At 39.0% G+C, this 17,576-nt stretch carries 9 protein-coding genes and 1 pseudogene; 7 read left to right on the plus strand and 3 right to left on the minus strand.

Features of this window, described 5'->3' with window-relative positions:
* The first annotated feature begins 5 nt into the window (after nt 1–5).
* Together AC0L3Q_RS02345 and AC0L3Q_RS02350 are read left to right on the plus strand one after the other, a co-directional pair.
* Nucleotides 6–1,001 carry an acyl-ACP desaturase gene (locus AC0L3Q_RS02345; protein WP_473284771.1) on the plus strand — a complete coding sequence of 332 codons (996 nt, stop codon included), beginning with the start codon at nt 6–8 and terminating at the stop codon, nt 999–1,001.
* A gap of 12 nt (nt 1,002–1,013) precedes the next feature.
* Nucleotides 1,014–1,667 carry an HD domain-containing protein gene (locus tag AC0L3Q_RS02350; protein ID WP_473284773.1) on the plus strand — a complete coding sequence of 218 codons (654 nt, stop codon included), beginning with the start codon at nt 1,014–1,016 and terminating at the stop codon, nt 1,665–1,667.
* An 82-nt stretch (nt 1,668–1,749) separates the two neighbouring features.
* Here the strand turns inward: AC0L3Q_RS02350 and AC0L3Q_RS02355 are convergent, their stop codons facing one another.
* From AC0L3Q_RS02355 to AC0L3Q_RS02365, 3 genes are all read right to left on the minus strand, one after another.
* On the minus strand, nt 1,750–5,031 hold the full coding sequence (locus tag AC0L3Q_RS02355; protein ID WP_473284775.1) for a discoidin domain-containing protein: 3,282 nt from the start codon (nt 5,029–5,031) through the stop codon (nt 1,750–1,752).
* A gap of 74 nt (nt 5,032–5,105) precedes the next feature.
* Nucleotides 5,106–7,097, minus strand: coding sequence for a M12 family metallo-peptidase (locus AC0L3Q_RS02360; protein WP_473284777.1), 1,992 nt, complete (start codon nt 7,095–7,097; stop codon nt 5,106–5,108).
* 461 nt (nt 7,098–7,558) lie between these two features.
* Nucleotides 7,559–8,632, minus strand: a complete 1,074-nt coding sequence (locus AC0L3Q_RS02365) for a PA0069 family radical SAM protein (RefSeq protein WP_473284779.1) — start codon at nt 8,630–8,632, stop codon at nt 7,559–7,561.
* A 149-nt stretch (nt 8,633–8,781) separates the two neighbouring features.
* On the opposite strand from AC0L3Q_RS02365, the gene AC0L3Q_RS02370 reads away from it, so the two are divergent.
* From AC0L3Q_RS02370 to AC0L3Q_RS02390, 5 genes and pseudogenes are all read left to right on the plus strand, one after another.
* On the plus strand, nt 8,782–9,192 hold the full coding sequence (locus AC0L3Q_RS02370; RefSeq protein WP_473284780.1) for a toll/interleukin-1 receptor domain-containing protein: 411 nt from the start codon (nt 8,782–8,784) through the stop codon (nt 9,190–9,192).
* Nucleotides 9,193–9,239: 47 nt separating this feature from the next.
* On the plus strand, nt 9,240–9,764 hold the full coding sequence (locus AC0L3Q_RS02375; RefSeq protein WP_473284782.1) for a hypothetical protein: 525 nt from the start codon (nt 9,240–9,242) through the stop codon (nt 9,762–9,764).
* A 13-nt stretch (nt 9,765–9,777) separates the two neighbouring features.
* Nucleotides 9,778–10,847, plus strand: a pseudogene (locus AC0L3Q_RS02380) (isoaspartyl peptidase/L-asparaginase family protein).
* Nucleotides 10,848–11,013: 166 nt separating this feature from the next.
* Complete coding sequence (locus tag AC0L3Q_RS02385) at nt 11,014–11,943, plus strand: hypothetical protein (protein ID WP_473284783.1); 930 nt, start codon at nt 11,014–11,016, stop codon at nt 11,941–11,943.
* An 88-nt stretch (nt 11,944–12,031) separates the two neighbouring features.
* Nucleotides 12,032–17,560 carry an alpha-2-macroglobulin family protein gene (locus AC0L3Q_RS02390; RefSeq protein ID WP_473284785.1) on the plus strand — a complete coding sequence of 1,843 codons (5,529 nt, stop codon included), beginning with the start codon at nt 12,032–12,034 and terminating at the stop codon, nt 17,558–17,560.
* The last annotated feature ends 16 nt before the right edge of the window (nt 17,561–17,576 follow it).

Consider the following 17,576-nt stretch of genomic DNA (forward strand, 5'->3'; position numbering starts at 1 on the left):
ATGTAATGGCTTTAGACAATATTAGACTAGAAGTAATGCAACTGTTGGAAAAGAAGATAGATGCATTTATCGAAAAATTCCTGATCCCGATAGATAAGGTGTGGCAACCCACCGATTTTTTACCGGATTCTCAAAATGAGGATACCTTTTTTGAGGAGGTAAAAGAACTAAGAGAATTGGCCAAAGAACTTCCTTATGATTTTTGGGTAGTACTGGTAGGAGATACCATTACCGAAGAAGCATTACCTACCTACGAATCCTGGTTGATGGACGTAGAAGGTATCAATCAGCAAGAAGGAGGAAACGGATGGTCGCGATGGACACGCTTTTGGACCAGTGAAGAGAATCGTCATGGGGATACCTTAAACAAGTATTTGTACCTGTCAGGACGAGTGAACATGAGAGAAGTAGAGCGTACTACACAACATTTGATCAATGATGGTTTTGATATCGGAACCGATCAGGATCCCTACAAGAATTTTGTGTATACCAGTTTTCAGGAATTGGCAACATATATTTCCCACAACCGTGTGGCAAAAATGGCTAAACAATATTCAAACAAGTCTTTGGCAAAAATGTGTAAGATTATTGCCGGAGATGAAATGAGGCATTTTAACGCTTACAGTGAGTTTGTAAAGAATATTTTTGAAGTAGATCCGAGTCAGATGATGCTTGCTTTTAGTGACATGATGAAAAAGAAGATTGTCATGCCAGCGCATTTTCTTAGAGAATCAGGAGAGAGCATAGGATCTGCTTTTGAAGAATTTTCTTATGCGGCTCAACGATTGGGAGTATACACTTCTCAGGATTATATAGATATCATGCAACGACTCATTGATAAATGGGAGATCGATAAGTTATTAGATCTTACTGATGAGGCTGAGAGAGCTCGTGATTTTGTAATGAAATTACCTGCCAGAATGCAGCGAATTAATGAGCGATTGGTAATCCCACAAGATGTCTTTCAATTCAAATGGGTAGAACCTGCAGTGGTGAAATAAATGGAAGTCGCAATGACTAATGAAGAAATTGTTTCAAAAACCATCATTTTTGTAAAAGATACGCTTGCAGGAGCAGAAGGAGGGCACGATTGGTTTCACATAGAACGAGTGTATAAAAATGCGCTGTTGATTTCTAAAGAAGAAGATGTTGATACTTTTGTTGTTGCTTTAGGAGCATTGCTGCATGATATTGCCGATTCTAAATTTCATAATGGAGATGAAACTGTTGGACCCAAAGTCGCAAGTGAGTTTCTTTTTGAATTAGGAGTTGCCCAAGATGTAGTAGACCATGTTGTAGCGATTATCGAAAACATTTCTTTTAAAGGTGGAAATACATCGCAAAAGTTCAGTTCTCCAGAGTTAGCGGTTGTGCAAGATGCAGACCGATTAGATGCCATTGGAGCCGTAGGAATTGCAAGATGTTTTAATTACGGTGGATTCAAGAATAGGGCGCTTTATGATCCCGAAATCGAGCCCAATTTGAATATGACCAAAGAAGAGTATAAGAACTCTACAGCACCCACTATCAATCATTTTTATGAAAAGCTACTTTTACTCAAAGATCGAATGAATACTAAGGCAGGAAAAAGAATAGCAGAACAACGCCACGCCTTTATGGAGCAATATCTTACTCAGTTCTACCAGGAATGGGAAGGCAAAGCTTAAAATACATATCCAATACAAAAGCCGGAAGAACCAATATCTTCCGGCTTTTTGCTTCAGTCTAATATAGCGAAGTTGGTTAAGTTTATTGTTTAAAGACTTTTACACTTTTTTCTACTCCGTCTTTTTGGATTCTTAGAATATAGAACCCTTTAGAGAGTGCGTGCGCGTCTAGTTGTATGCCTTGTGCTGTGACCTCTACTTTAATCGGTTGTACAACGCCATTGCTTCCGATCAATTGTATCGAACGTACTTCTTTTTTTGAAGTAATTCCTTTCACGGTAAGGTGATCTCTGAAAGGAACAGGATATACGATAATCCCATCGAAGTCTTGTAGATTGACAACAGGAGGCGGAGTGTTTTCAGATTGCTTGTTGGCAACAGAATACCTAATGGATGGAGCCAAATATTTGAAACTTAATTCTGCAACCGATGCCCATCGTTTTCCGTCGACTTCAGAAAGGGCTCTAAAGTAAACATAACGACAACTGAAATTATTGAGCTCTACACTTTGCTTCAACGTAGATTTTTGAAAAGATCCTGTAGAGAGTTGTTGCCAGCTGGAGCCATCCCATCCAAATAAGATATAGTCTTTGACCATTCCTGTAGTGCCTTGCTGGCGACCTAAATAAGAAAATCCTACCAGTTCTCTTTGTTCTCCAAAATCGATGGCAATAAAGTGAGGGTGTGAGCTGTTGTCGTCATACCAGTTGGTGTGCCAATAGGTATTAGGATCACCATCGGCAGCTCTTTGTTTGGCGTGATCCGCATTTCCTGTTTCTTCACTATTGGTATCGTATACTGTGCACCCTGTACAGTTATCCAAGACATTAGGAGGGTTGGTGTCACCAATTACTACTTCGGTAGTATTGGAAAAATCAGAATAGCTATCACTGTCATAGGCTCTAACCCGGTAAGAATAATTACCGTTTTCAAGGTTTTTATCCTCATAGGTTTGTACTCCTCTACCCACAAAATCAACACGTTCAAAACCTGATCCATCATTTCTTTGGATAGTAAATCCATTTTCGTTGGTAGAATTGTCTTTCCAGGTCAAGGTAACGTCCTTTTCAGCAATTTCTGCAGTTAGATCACTTGGTGGGTTGATGTCGTCGGGATTGGTTTGCTCATCATATAGATCAGACTCCCATATCCCACGACCGTAGGTTGCCAAACGTAGTTTTCTAGTTGGATAGTGGATTTCAAGATCGGTCGTTTGCACTCCTGGTAAATTGGTGGAGAAAGGCACCCAGGAGCTCAGATTATCATTGGTATAATACACACCAGATTGCATACCTACATACAACCCGTTGGCCGAAGTATCATCAAACACCAGGCATTGGGCAGAAATGTTGGGTAGATTTCCTCGGATATTGGTCCAGGAATTTCCTGCATTATTGGATACATATACTCTTGATCCTGTGGCGGCAATAGCTACACGTTCAGGATTGTTAGGGTCTACTGTGATAAAATTAACATCTCCTCTGAAATTGCTTACTTCTGTCCATGTTGGTGTGTTGCTTTGACCGTTTTTGGTTCTCCATACGCGCCCTTCTTCAGCGATATAGATGTAGTTGTTGTTTGAAGCAGCGATAGCCATTTCATCCAAATTGCCTGGTAGATTGATATTGCTGGTTATATTTCTCCAACTGCCTCTTCTTCCACCATCATTACTTCGATATAAATTTCGATAGCCTACATAAATCTTTTTATTGTCAATAGGATCGTTCATAAAAGGGGTAACCCATTCTCCGTTAAAGTCTCCCGGCTTGCTGATGCTTCCGATACTGTTCCCTTTGTCGGTACTCTTGTATAGGTTTCCGAATTGGGTGGTACCGTACACCACGTTACTATTTTTATGATCTACAAAACATTCCATCCCATCGGCTCCTAGCCATTCTTTAAATTGCCGATTAGATCCACTCATGATATTAGTCCCATTGTCCTGGGCTCCTCCAACAATCATGTTGGGATCAGTAACCGAATTTCCGATTCGGTAATATTGTCGTACAGCTAGTCCTCCCTGGGTCAAATCCGTAGTATTATTACCCCGATCTCGACTTCTAAAAATTCCACCATCGGTTCCTATGTATAGGATTCCGTTGATATAGTCGATGACTTCAATATCGGCATGTACATAAGATCTGTCATTTGGCTGATTCCAGGCAGCAAGGGTAGTGAAGCTAGAACCTCCATTCAATGAACGAGAATAGTTCATACCACCCACATGTACTTCGTTTGCATTGGTATCTGATACCGCAATTGCCATATCTCTGGATGCCTGTGTGAAGTATACCTGATCTGTAGAAACTGTATTGTAGCTTGATCGTATACTAAAATTAGATCCTCCGTCCAGAGATCTGTACAAATACCCAAAGCTACTTCTTCTTTTTTGTACCAAATAGATGGCATTAGGATTGGCAGGAGTGACCGCCATTTTCATTCGTTCTGAAGAAACGATTCCACTTGTTATTCTGCTGAACGAACCTCCTCCATTGGTAGATCGATAAAAACTGGTCCCACAAGAGTACACAACATTGGTATTTCCTGGTTTGAACTTTACATCTTCTGCCCGGTCATTCAGTACTCGGCTAAAGGAACTTCCCCCATTAGTTGAGCGGTATAAAGATTTGGTCGTTCCAATAAAAATACGACTACTTGCGGGACTGATAAGAATCGTACGCGGTACTCCGTTTACCCGATAAATCTCTGACCAAGAGTTTCCGGCATTTGTAGATTTCATAATTTGTCCGGCTCCGTTACCGAGGTATACCACATTGGTATTGTTGGGATCAATAGCAATGGCCCAGATAGACATATTGACCATTTGATCACCCTTGGGTTCCCAACTTTGCCCTGCGTCTACCGATTTCCAGATACCACCACCAGGAGATCCAGCATAAATGATTTGTTGGTTAGCAGGTTCGACTGCTATCGATACGATTCTTCCTAATCCGGGCGACCAACTTCTTGTACGTGTCCAGCTGAAAGGACCAAGCTCTTGCCATCCGTTGTTTTTGGAGTTGTTTTTTAGATCAGGTTTAGCATTTTGGCTCCAGAGTTTTCGAAATTTATTGGACTCGTCTACCACTTTTCGATTGCTAATGATACGGCCATTGGCATTTTGATTTCTCTTGGCCCAATATAAGTTTCGCATATAAAGTTTATAACCGCTACCTTTTCCTTTGTCCCGGTTTTTGTAATATTTATTTCCTAAGCGTTCAAGTCTATTCACTTTGATATCTTCCTTCTGCATGAGTTCAAATAGTTCTTGAGAATACCCTTGATAGTTGATCGAATTGATCAAAAAAATGATCAGCAGCAGCACTTTTCTGTGCTCTAGAATTGGTGTTTTGAGTTGTGTCATGTTGATGTGTGTTTGAAAGCAATACAAAGGGCATGTATTACCAAACATGCCCTTGTAGTGCAATTATTGGTGATTTAGTTTACGGTAATTTTCTTGGTAAATTGGTTATTGCCGTACATCACTTTTACGAAGTAAATTCCGCTGGAAAGTGATTGTAACGACAGGGTTTCTTTAATTCTTTTAACAGGAAAAACAGTGTTTATTTTTTTGTGAAGGACATCGTTACCCTGAAGGTTTTTGATGATTACCAGCGCATTGGGATGGTTTACATTTTGTAGTTCTATATGAATGTATTCCTTGGCAGGATTCGGATAAATGATAATGTCATCCTGATCTTCGATGAAAGATACTGCTCCGGGTAATGATGCCAAAGATCCCGCACATGTAGCAAGTTCTATCCATTCGCTTCCATTCCATTCAAAAAGATTACCTTGATAAACGACCTGATCCCCTGCGCCGTAGTTGGTGCTCTCAGACCATGGGGCTACCCCAAAACAAGGATCGTTGTTATTCTCACAAGAACCCAAGCTATCCCAACCGTTGTTATTATTTCTTCTAAACAGATTGCCTTGATAGACCACCAAATCCCCTGGGTTATATGTGGTATTCGAGGACCACTGTGGTACTTCAAAACAGGGATCATCACTACATTGCCCTAAGTCATTCCAGCTGTTGTTTGCTGTTCTCTCAAATAGTCGACCTTGGTATGTTACTTTATCTCCGGCAGTGTAATTGACATTGCCAGACCATTCTTCGACCCCAGCACAGCTTACTTCATCACTACCTCCACCTTCGCAAGTCCCTACACAACTGGCTCTGCTTATGGTTCTACGAATGACATTACCAGGTTGTGATCCAAAGCCTTTGTTGAGGTTAGTACCAACACTCGTTAAATGACAATAACTCATGATTGTTCCTCCGTTCGAAGGCACCCCAGGTCGACTACAACTTCCTTCGGTGTTGTAACAACCATCGATAGCGGTGTTATTACCATTCCATACACAAGAGTGCGTGTGATTTGACCCAAAATTATGCCCTAGTTCGTGTGCGATTACAGATACGGTCCAGGAATATCTAGGAACGTTATCATAGCTTCGGTTAATCCCGGATAACCCGTAGCGATACGATCCGCATAAAGCATTTAACCAAGCTACTCCTCCAGAGTAGTTGTAGGTTACGAAATGGCCTAGATCGCCGTTAAATCCATTTTGGTTGCGATAACTGCGGTAATTATCAAGATTATTGAAAGGTGCTGCAGAAGTCCAAGCTCTGATCCCCGAGATTTTTAGGTTGACGTCCTCATTGTTATACAGAATGGCTACTTGATTAAAAATAGACTGAATGTAATTAGAGGCCCCTTGGGATCCTCCTTTATCCCGAACAATATCATTGGCAATATCAAAGAAAATCTCAGGACATTTAGTGCGATTAGCCGATGGTTCTTGTTTTGTGTGATCATCCTCTGGGGATTTGTGTTGAACATCTTTAGTTTGACAAGCAAAGTCATTCAAATGACTAATATCCTTGTCTTCATAAAGAATATGTGCTTTACTATAATCCAATTTTCCAAGAACTAAATTCCCAACTTCATCTTCTAAACTAATGATTCCAGAAATTTCACCATTACTAATGGTTATTGCGGCAATAGAATTTGGACTGTTCTTTACAATACCTCGATAATGAACAAGTGTTGTATTAGGTTTGATGACTTTACCTGATGGCATTTCAATGATAGAAAAATCATCTGTAGTTAGTTCTACCTTCACCAATTCTAAAAGCATAGAAGAATTTTTACTGGGTAAGGAAAAGTGAATAGCATCTGGTGTCGATTTTTCAAAGCTTTTCATGGACTCAGACTTCAACGTAAGGATGGAAAAATTTTTGAATTCTTTGGGTAGGTTGGTTTTTGTTTTTCCTGTAATTACTTCAAAAAGAGAAATTTCTTTGAACTCTTTACCAAGGGCTTTGGCATGAAGGACTTGTTGATTTGGTTTGTGTTTTTGTGTTTGGGCAAAAAAAGGGATTGTCAAAAATGAAATGACAAGAAATGTAAAAATACGTTTCATGTGTTTAGGTTTTAAGATTATTTAGTTTTTGGTTGTTGGTAGTTTACGCCAACAGGGGTTATTGCTCAAGAATCAGTACGAACTGATTCTTAAATCAATATTTTTTGGGTAAAAACAAGGTCTTTACCTATTTGTAGGGGAAGAAATAGCTATTGAAATTCTACGGAAAAAATCCGTGAGTATAGATCGTAAATTCAAGTAATAATGTTAACGTTTAACAATTACTTGGTGCATGAATGCAATAAGAATTCGAAATATCGAGTGCTTAAGAAGTCATTTTTTGGGGTACTGAATTCCTTTTCATTGTTGTTGTTTTGGTTGGGAAATGAATTATTTGTGTTTTGTTAAATTGGTTGCCCAAAAATACAAAAATTTCATACTATCGTCCAATAGAAAATAAAGAAAATGTAAAATGAAAACTGTATGTATTTATAAGTCAAAAACATAGATAAAAAATTACTCTAGAATAATTTTAGTTGCCCATCTTTATGATGAGCGTGCAAATCACAATTCAATTGAATTCTTTCATTTTTTGGGAAGTACTTTTTTCGTGCCAGTGCAAAAAGTTGATGGATTTGATCTGCTATTTTACCGCTTCCAGACATCCTTCTTCCAAATTGACTGTCATTTAAATTCCCTTCATGACACTGCATGATTTGATGTAAAATCTTGTCTTTTCGATCAGGTAAAGTGTTCTCCAGCCACGAGGTAAATATCTGACCAATGGCTCCATTGAGCCGAACAACCGTATATCCAACGCTCTTTGCACCTCTTTTTGCGATTTCCCGAGTAAGTGGTAGAATTTCATGACTGTTGATCGAAGGAATGATAGGAGCCATCATGACATTGGTAGGAACGCCGATAGCAGTTAGTTTTTCAAGAGTTTCCAATCGTTTTTTTATGCTAGCTGTACGAGGTTCTAATATTCTTTGGGTTTCTTCTTGTAAAGAAGTGATAGATAAAAATACCACCACTAGATTGTCCTTGGCAAGTTCAGACAAGATATCCATATCCCTTTGGATAAGTGCATTTTTGGTGATGATACCCACTGGGTGTTTGTATTTAAGAAACAGTTGCAACAATTGCCTAGTGATCTTTAATTTTTTCTCAACGGGTTGATAGCAATCGGTATTTCCAGAAAGGGAGATAGGGCAAGCGTCCCAGCGTTTGCTTTTCAGTTTTCGTTCCAGAAGCTGTGGAGCATTTTTTTTGACTAGAATTTTACTTTCAAAATCAATTCCAGCGCCATATCCCCAATATTCATGACTGTTTCGTGCATAGCAATAAACACACCCATGTTCGCATCCCTGATAAGGGTTCAAAGAATAGGCCATCCCAACATCGGGACTGGTTACTTTGTTCACGATTGTTTTTGGAAAAGTTTCAATATAAGTTGTAGTAAACTTGTTTACAGGTTCTCCTTGAGTAATGCAGTAATTAAGAAAGTCATCTCGTATTTCATAGTGATTTTCAGAAAATCGATTGTGTACTTTTTCTTGAGCGCCTCGTCCTTTGATGTGTTTTTTTGGTTTCATGAGTATGGTTTTTTTACGGTTTAAAAGTAAAACTTTTGTTGGAATTTTTCCTAGTAAAATTGGAAATATTCCAAATAAAGAAAGTAATTTTGTATAGAAGGTTTTTGATAAAAAAACGGATAGGTTTAGGTTTAAAAAAATAGTCAGTGATGAAGAATAAAAGCTATGAGTATGATGTGGCACTCTCTTTTGCGGGAGAGAATAGGGTATATGTAGATGAAGTTGCAAATAGCCTGAAAGAGAAAGGAATCAAAGTGTTTTATGATGCTTTTGAAGAGGCAAGTCTGTGGGGTAAAAATTTATATGAGTACCTCTCAGATATTTATCAAAATAAAGCGAGATATACGGTGATGTTTATTTCCAATTTTTATAACGAAAAACTATGGACCAATCATGAGAGGGTTTCGATGCAAGCACGTGCGTTTCAGGAGAGTCGAGAGTACATCTTACCAGCCAGGTTTGATGATACCGAAATTCCCGGCATTTTGAAAACAGTGGGCTACGTAAGTCTTCAGTCCAAAACTCCGGAGGAATTAGCCATTCTTATCGAAAAAAAATAAAAAAGGATCAAACTTTTTTTAGGAGAAGATGGTCGAAACTCTCTACCATGATCAGTCCAAAGCCTTTTATCTTTTCGATAAAGATCGCCGACAAGTCAGGAATCCCGGTCAAGAATGCAAAAGTGGTATTGGTGGCGGGTAATTCCACTTATTTGGAGGGCAACTCAGACGAGAACGGAATCGCACATGTATTGGTTAGAACCCGAAAACTATATACGGTTTTGATTGCTCATCCAGAGTATCCTGCTGTGCTGTTCCCGAATATGAATCCCAAAGAGGATATTGAGGTTACTATTGAGAAAACAGAAGGATTTGGATCCTTAGTGATTAATAAGTCCGGCCAATTGCCAATGATGGCCGGAAAAATAGAACCTATTTTAACCAGCGACAAAAAGTATACATTGTATGCAGATAACATTGCCATTGAAGGAGGAATACCACAGCCCTGTGATTTTGAGTTAAATAAATCCTTAAGCCTTGAGGATAATGCAGGAAATATTATACATTTAACCTTTAGATTTTTTCAAGGAAGAATCGCTTTAGTAGATTACTGTGTACACAAACTATTCTAACATTTAACTCATTATGAAAAAGATCATCGTCTTATTAAGTTTGGCTATGCTTTGGGCTTGTAAAGAACAGCCTAAGGAAACTGCCGAAACGTTAGTGGCTAATACTTCAGAAGTGAATACCAAGACCCCGGAAGAATCTTTTGGGCTTGTTATTCATGGAGGTGCGGGGACTATTCTGAAAAAAATATGACCCCGGAAAAAGAAGCAGCGTACAAAGCCAAATTGGAAGAGGCTATAAAAGTTGGGCACACCATTCTTAAAAACGGGGGTACTAGTCTGGAAGCTGTAGAAAAGACCATTAATGTTTTGGAAGATTCTCCGCTGTTTAATGCAGGAAAAGGAGCTGTGTTCACGGCTGACGCAACTAACGAATTGGATGCATCAATTATGGATGGAAGCACGCTCAATGCAGGTGCTGTTGCTGGGGTAAAGACGGTAAAAAATCCTATCAACCTAGCCAGAGAAGTAATGCAAAACTCACCGCATGTATTACTATCGGGTGCTGGTGCTGAAGTCTTTGCCAAAGAAAGAGATTTAGAGATTGTGGACCCTTCTTATTTCTTTACGGAAAGTCGTATGAAAGCTTTGGAGCGTGTAAAGGAAAAAATGAAAGAAAAAGAAGCTAATAAAACCACTGCTTTTTATGATCCGGTCATCAAAAATTCAAAATATGGAACAGTAGGATGCGCTGCGTTGGATAAACATGGGAATCTGGCCGCAGGGACGTCTACGGGAGGTATGACCAACAAGAAATGGAATCGTATAGGAGATTCTCCTATTATTGGAGCAGGAACCTACGCCAACAATGCAACTTGTGCAGTGTCTAGTACAGGTTGGGGAGAGTATTTTATTCGGGCTATGGTGGCTCATGATATCTCTGCATTGATGGAATATAAAGGATTATCCCTTGAAGAAGCCTCCAAAGAGGTAATTCAAAAGAAGCTTACCGAGCTTGGAGGAACCGGAGGTATCGTTGCGATAGATCATGAAGGTAATGTGTCTATGGAGTTTAATACAGAAGGAATGTATAGAGCTACAATGAATGCAAAAGGTGAACTCACTATAGGTATTTATAAAAAGTAATACGTATACAAACAAAATTATAAAGCCTCCAGAAATGGAGGCTTTTTTGTGTTCTTAACGGTACATTTATACCTTATAATCACTGTTTTCAGGGTAAAATGGGTGAAAAAATCCTAGTACTTTTGAATAACAATTTAGAAGTAATTTGGGGACTAAAATTTGTTTCGTGAAAACAGTGTTGAACGGATTGATGTGCTTTTTGTTTATCGTTACCACTACCAATATGATAGCACAAGATATTACAGGAATATATAGGATGCCGTCGGGTAACCCAGAGGGAGGAAGCACCCTGGTTGCCTTGGAAAATGGGAAATACATTATTTTCTATTTTGGAGGAGCACAGATAGGGCGTTGGAAAAATGTTGGAGATGATAATGTGGTGTTTACTCCTCATCAGGAAGAAAGCAGTTTTCAAGTGTATGGGAGAAAAGATAGTGACTTAAATAGCAAAATTAGAATTGCTTTTTTGGGTTTTGAAAATGGACCTACTCTCCTGGGGATAGATACATCAAGAAAGGATTCATTCAAAAAAGTTTTTAATGACGATGCCAACTGTTTTGGTCCACTTCATGTCGAAGTTTTTGATACAAATACCAAGGAAATTCGTTTTGCAGCGCAACAGGAGTTAGGAGGTGTAGAAACTGTAGCTTTTGATATCAAAGCATACAATGATTTTATTGCTTACTACGTTGGGTCACAACCAGTCGATTCTTTTTATGCAGTTTTTAAGGAAAACAAATTATTTTTTGATGAAAACTCAGGTATAACACGGAGTGATTTACCTGAGGAAGGAGAAGATATACAATATGCCAGGGAATTGGCAAATACTATAGATCACATTGAAAAAGTGAAATATTGTAATCCGCAATATCATCTTTTTCAAGATCCAATCCCATCGTTTTATGTGTTTAACGAAGAGAAAGGAGCTTATTTAGATCCCGATAGTTATCAAGAAGATCAGGAATTTATCCCAGATGAATATGATTATGACGATATGTCGATAATTTATGCTTACCGTAGATGTAATCCAAATATTGTAAACATATCTGCGATAGAGATTGATAAGGAATCGATTTTTATTGAAAAATGTGATTAGGATATAAGTTCTTAATTTATAAACATTGGGATACCATATAGAAAAGCAAAAAACACTACATTTATAAAGTCAACTAAATCCAATCTGTATGCAGTATTCTAGAATTCTTTGGGGATTACTATTCGTAACACTTATTTTTTCCTGTAAGAAAAAGGATGAGGCCGAAATGGCAAGATCCAACGCCTCAGAACTTAGTAAATATCATGAGTATATTTCAGACATCTCTTCTGGAGTAATTTCAGTACATGATCAGGTGTATGTAGTCTTACAAACCCCGATAGAAGGATGGAGTGATAATCAAGAGTTACCAAGTGATTTATTGTCGGTATCTCCCAGAGTAAAAGGTAAGGTAATTGCTGTGAACAACAGAACAATATCCTTTCAACCTGAAACTCAATTTAAAGAAGATACGCAATATACATTTACTTTGGACCTGGAAGATTTGGTTGAAGATCTTAAAGATGGTCTTGATGATGAGTTTGTATTTGGAGTTAAAACGCTGAAACAACAATTTTCTGTATTGACTAATAATTTACAGTCCTATAGTAAGAATTGGCAATACATTGATGGTACGCTAACTTCTAGTGATCAAATGACTTTTGAGATCGCAAAGCAATTGGTAACAGCTACACAAAAAGGAAAAAAGGTATCTGTAAAATTTAGTGAGTCGGGTGGTAAAAGTCGACAATTCAGTTTCAGAATAGATAGTATACAGCGTTTTGAAGACGATTCTGAAGTAGAGATAAAGTGGTCTGGCAAATCTTTGGATATTGATACCGAGGGAGAGGGAGTGCTGTCTATACCCGGTAAGAACAATTTTTCTGTAATCAGTGTATCGGTAGCTAACGTAGATGATCAATATATCGAGGTTAACTTCTCTGACCCGTTACGTAAAAATCAGGATTTTAGAGGATTGGTAACCGTAGGGAATGAAGGCAATTTACGATATGTAGTGAATGGAAATGTATTAAAAGCATATCCCAAAAAAGAATTGAAAGGGACACAATTGGTTACTATTCATGAAGGAATTAAAAGTACAGATGATTATCGGTTGAAAAACACCCATACCGAGAACATTTCGTTTCAGCAACCCAAACCAGAAATTCGGTTGTTACAGAGTGGAGTGATTCTCCCAACCTCAGACAATCTGAAATTCAATTTCGAAGCAATTAACCTTCGTGCAGTAGAGGTGCAGGTGATCAAAGTATTTGAAGATAATGTATTGCAATTCTTGCAGAATAATAATCTATCAGGCTCAAGTAACTTGAGAAGCGTAGCAAGGCCAATTGCAAAAAAACTGATCAACCTTCAGGAAAATGCTTCTTTGAACCTCAGTAAATGGAATGCCTTTGCGATAGACCTTAAAGACTTAATCACTCCCGATCCTGGAGCTATTTACCGAGTAGAGTTAAACTACAAAAAGGCATACTCACTATATCGTTGCGATGGAGAAGCGGGAGATGATACTTCTATCGAAGAACTTGCTGAAAATTATGATGAAGAAGAAGCAGAGTCGAGTTTCTGGGATACGTCTCAATATTATTATGAAAGTTATTATGGTTATAATTGGAACGAGAGAGACAACCCTTGCGACAATTCGTACTATAGGGACAGAAAGCTAAGCGCTAATATTCTCGCTTCCAATTTGGGTGTAGTGGTCAAAAAGGGATTGAACCATTCCTATATGGTTAGTGTAAATGATATCGTAACCACCAACCCAGTATCCAATGCCAAGGTCACTTTCTATAACTATCAGCAGCAAGAGATGGGTGAGGCGACTACCGATGCCGAAGGGATTACAGGTTTTGATGCTGATCGACCAGCATACTTTGCAATTGCCAAGTCAGGAAAACAACAAACCTATGTAAAGCTGAACGATGGTAATGCATTATCAGTAAGTAAATTCGATGTGGCTGGTGTTCGACTGCAAAAAGGAATCAAAGGGTATTTGTATGGTGAACGAGGTGTTTGGCGACCAGGAGATACCTTGTTCTTGTCCTTTATGCTTAATGATAATGCGAATAGACTCCCACAGGGACATCCTGTAAAATTCGAGTTGAAGGACCCTTACGGCAAGGTAACGTATCAAGAAACGAAAACTCAAGGAGTAAATAACTTTTATCGATTTACAGTAGCAACTTCAGACGAGGCACCCACAGGAAATTGGCAGGCAAAAGTAAATGTTGGTGGGGCTAGCTTTAGCAAAACCCTGAAAATCGAAACGATCAAACCTAATCGATTAAAAATAAAAACAACCTTTGAAGATGAGATTCTTGGAGCGAATAAAGCCATAAAAGGTGATCTAGAAGTGCTATGGTTGCACGGGGCTATTGCCAAAAATCTGCAGGCTGATATCAATACTCGATTCAGCCCAACAAAAACCAGCTTCACAACATTCCCAGGCTATATTTTTGATGATCCTACCAGAAGATTTGGAACCGAAGAGCAAGAGGTCTTTAATGGCAAAATTTCTGACCAAGGGAAAGCAAGTTTTAACCTTACACCTAATTTAGAGAATAAGGCTCCAGGAATGCTAAGAGCAGCATTTATCACCAAAGTGTATGAGAACGGAGGGGATTTTAGTACCGATGTAATGTCCAAAACCTATTCTCCATATCAAACTTATGTGGGTCTCAATACTCCAAAAGGAGATAAGGCCAGAGGGATGTTACTTACTGATACCCAACACAATTTTGAAGTGGTTACGGTAGACGAAAAAGGAAATCCAAAATCGGTCAACAATCTAGAGGTCTTTGTGTATAAAGTAAATTGGAGATGGTGGTGGGACACCTCTGAAGATAACCTGTCGTCGTATAACCGAGGTTCATACCGAGATGAAGTATTCAAAACCAAAGTGAGTACTGGGAGCAATGGAAAAGCTGATTTCAATTTTGAGCTGAAGTATCCAGAATGGGGGAGATATCTGGTAAGAGTTGTAGATCCTTCAGGAGGACATGCTACCGGAAAAACCATTTATATCGATTGGCCGGGTTGGGCAGGAAAATCAAGAAAAAATGACCCTTCGGCAGCTACGATGTTATTGTTTTCTACCGATAAGAACACCTATAACGTAGGAGAAAAAGCCACAGTAACCTTCCCATCTAGCGAAGGAGGTCGTGCTTTGGTTACTGTAGAGAACGGTACAGAGGTATTATTATCCCAGTGGGTGACTCCTCAAAAGGACGAGACCAAGTTCGAAATCCCAATAGAAGAATTGTATACGCCCAATGTATATATCCATATTACCCTGTTACAACCACATTCTTCAACTAAAAACGACCTACCCATACGATTGTATGGGGTGGTGCCGATATCTGTTGAAGATCCTAATACGAAGATCGAACCAAAACTGACTATGCCAGATGTGTTGCGACCTGAAGAGACGATTACGGTAAAAGTGGGCGAAACCAAAGGGAAGGCAATGACTTATTCTATTGCTATAGTAGATGAAGGGCTATTGGATCTTACCCGTTTTAAAACGCCAAATCCGTGGACTAGTTTTTATGCACGAGAAGCATTAGGAGTAAAAACCTGGGATATTTATGATGAGGTGATTGGTGCGTATGGTGGTAGTATTAATCAGGTGTTTAGTATTGGTGGGGATGCCGAAGCAGGAGGAAGCAAATCCAAGAAGGCAAATCGCTTTAAGCCCATGGTGGTTTATGAAGGGCCGTTTGAATTAAAACAAGGAGAAACCAGAGCGCATAAAATTAAAATTCCGAAATATGTAGGCTCTGTACGTACAATGGTTGTGGCGTCGGATGCAGAAAAAGCAGCCTACGGAAGTACAGATAAAACAACACCAGTTCGCAAACCATTAATGGTACTGACTTCGATTCCTAGAAAAATTACTCCGGGAGAAAAAGTGACCATACCCGTTACTGTTTTTGCGATGGAAAAGAAAGTGAAAAATGTGACCGTTAGTTTGAAGCCAAACAAAGGGTTTACTGTTGTTGGAGAAGCACAACAGCAGCTCACATTTGCACAACCGGATGAGAAAATGGCTTATTTTGATATTGAGGTATTAGAAGGTGCGTCGATTACCGATATTGAAGTTGTAGCTAGTGGTAATGGTGAGAAAGCCTCATATAGTGTACCTATCGATATTCTCAATCCAAATCCGATGACTACCGAAATCACTTCGGTGGTACTTGAACCCAATAGCGAACAAACAGTTAATTTTGAGGCATTTGGGATTGATGGAAGCAATGGTGCTACAATCGAGTTTTCTTCGTTGCCACCGATGAATTTTGAAGGCCGATTAAGCTATTTGATACGCTATCCGCATGGATGTGTTGAACAAACTACCTCGGCCGCATTCCCGCAGTTGTATTTAGGAGATGTATTCAACCTTTCTTCAGAAAAGAAAGATAAAATTCAGAAAAATATTGAAGCGGCTATCCGAAGATTAAAACGTTTTATACAACCCAATGGAGGGATGTCGTATTGGCCAGGATATACGAATCCTAATGATTGGGGAACGACCTATGCGGGTCATTTCTTGTTAGAGGCGAATAAGAAAGGGTATGTGCTGCCAATAGGTTTCAAGAGTAACTGGATTAATTATCAGCAACAGCAAGCCAAACGATGGAGGGGTGGAAACAATGATTTGGCTCAGGCGTACAGATTATATACTTTGGCGTTGGCCGGAAGTCCTGATTTATCATCCATGAATAGATTGAGAGAGTCCTCGAATTTGTCTAATAATGCCAAACTTAGATTAGCTGCTGCTTATGGATTGGCAGGACAAAAGAGCGCAGCCAACCAATTGTTGAATTCGGCTAATATCGATTATAGCGTAACAAAAAATAGCTATTACACCTATGGTTCTACCAATCGAAATAGAGCCATGGCCATCGAAACTTATGTGTCGCTAGATCGTAAAGAAAAAGCACAAGAAGTAGCTGTTGCCTTGGCAAAGGAACTATCTTCTAATAGCTGGATGAGTACACAAACCACAGCGTATGCCTTGGTAGCTATGGCCAAATATGCGGATTATGTAGGTGGTAAAGGAGTAAACGTGGGATACAGTCTCAATGGAAGATCAACAACAGCAAATACAGAGAAAACATTGGCGACCTCAGGAGAGTTAAGTATTACCAAAAACAATACGCTGATTCTGAAAAATAATAGGGACAATACCATTTTTGTACAAATTGCAACTAGTGGGATTTTACCGGTTGGAGAAGAGAAAGTAATTCAGAGTAATTTTAAGGCGATCGTAGATTATAAAAATAGAGATGGTAGAATCATTGACCCTACAAAATTGACCCAAGGAACCGATTTTGTTGCGGAAGTTACCATTACCAATACTACAGGATCTAAAGTGAAGGATATTGCGCTTACCGAACTATTCCCCTCAGGCTGGGAAGTGGTGAATACCCGATTTACGGATTTTGGTTCTTTTAAAGCCAATAAAGTGACTCATACCGATATCAGAGATGATCGTGTTAATTTCTATTTTGATCTGAAACCGAGAGAAAGCAAAAAAGTGACCTTATTGCTTAACGCTTCTTACTTAGGGAAATATTATTTGCCAGGTATTCAGTGTGAAGCAATGTATGACAATGACTATTTGGTAAGAACAAAAGGAAGGTGGATTGAAGTAGTAAAATAGTTCGAGAAGGAAAAGG

The sequence above is a fragment of the Aquimarina sp. KJ22-3 genome (genome assembly GCF_055808215.1).

Excerpts from the sequence above, each read along its gene's own strand:
- AC0L3Q_RS02360 (WP_473284777.1), bottom strand. The coding sequence starts at position 7,097 with ATGAAACGTATTTTTACATTTCTTGTCATTTCATTTTTGACAATCCCT.
- AC0L3Q_RS02370 (WP_473284780.1), top strand. The coding sequence starts at position 8,782 with ATGAAGAATAAAAGCTATGAGTATGATGTGGCACTCTCTTTTGCGGGA.
- AC0L3Q_RS02350 (WP_473284773.1), top strand. The coding sequence starts at position 1,014 with ATGACTAATGAAGAAATTGTTTCAAAAACCATCATTTTTGTAAAAGAT.
- AC0L3Q_RS02365 (WP_473284779.1), bottom strand. The coding sequence starts at position 8,632 with ATGAAACCAAAAAAACACATCAAAGGACGAGGCGCTCAAGAAAAAGTA.
- AC0L3Q_RS02345 (WP_473284771.1), top strand. The coding sequence starts at position 6 with ATGGCTTTAGACAATATTAGACTAGAAGTAATGCAACTGTTGGAAAAG.
- AC0L3Q_RS02375 (WP_473284782.1), top strand. The coding sequence starts at position 9,240 with ATGATCAGTCCAAAGCCTTTTATCTTTTCGATAAAGATCGCCGACAAG.
- AC0L3Q_RS02390 (WP_473284785.1), top strand. The coding sequence starts at position 12,032 with ATGCAGTATTCTAGAATTCTTTGGGGATTACTATTCGTAACACTTATT.
- AC0L3Q_RS02355 (WP_473284775.1), bottom strand. The coding sequence starts at position 5,031 with ATGACACAACTCAAAACACCAATTCTAGAGCACAGAAAAGTGCTGCTG.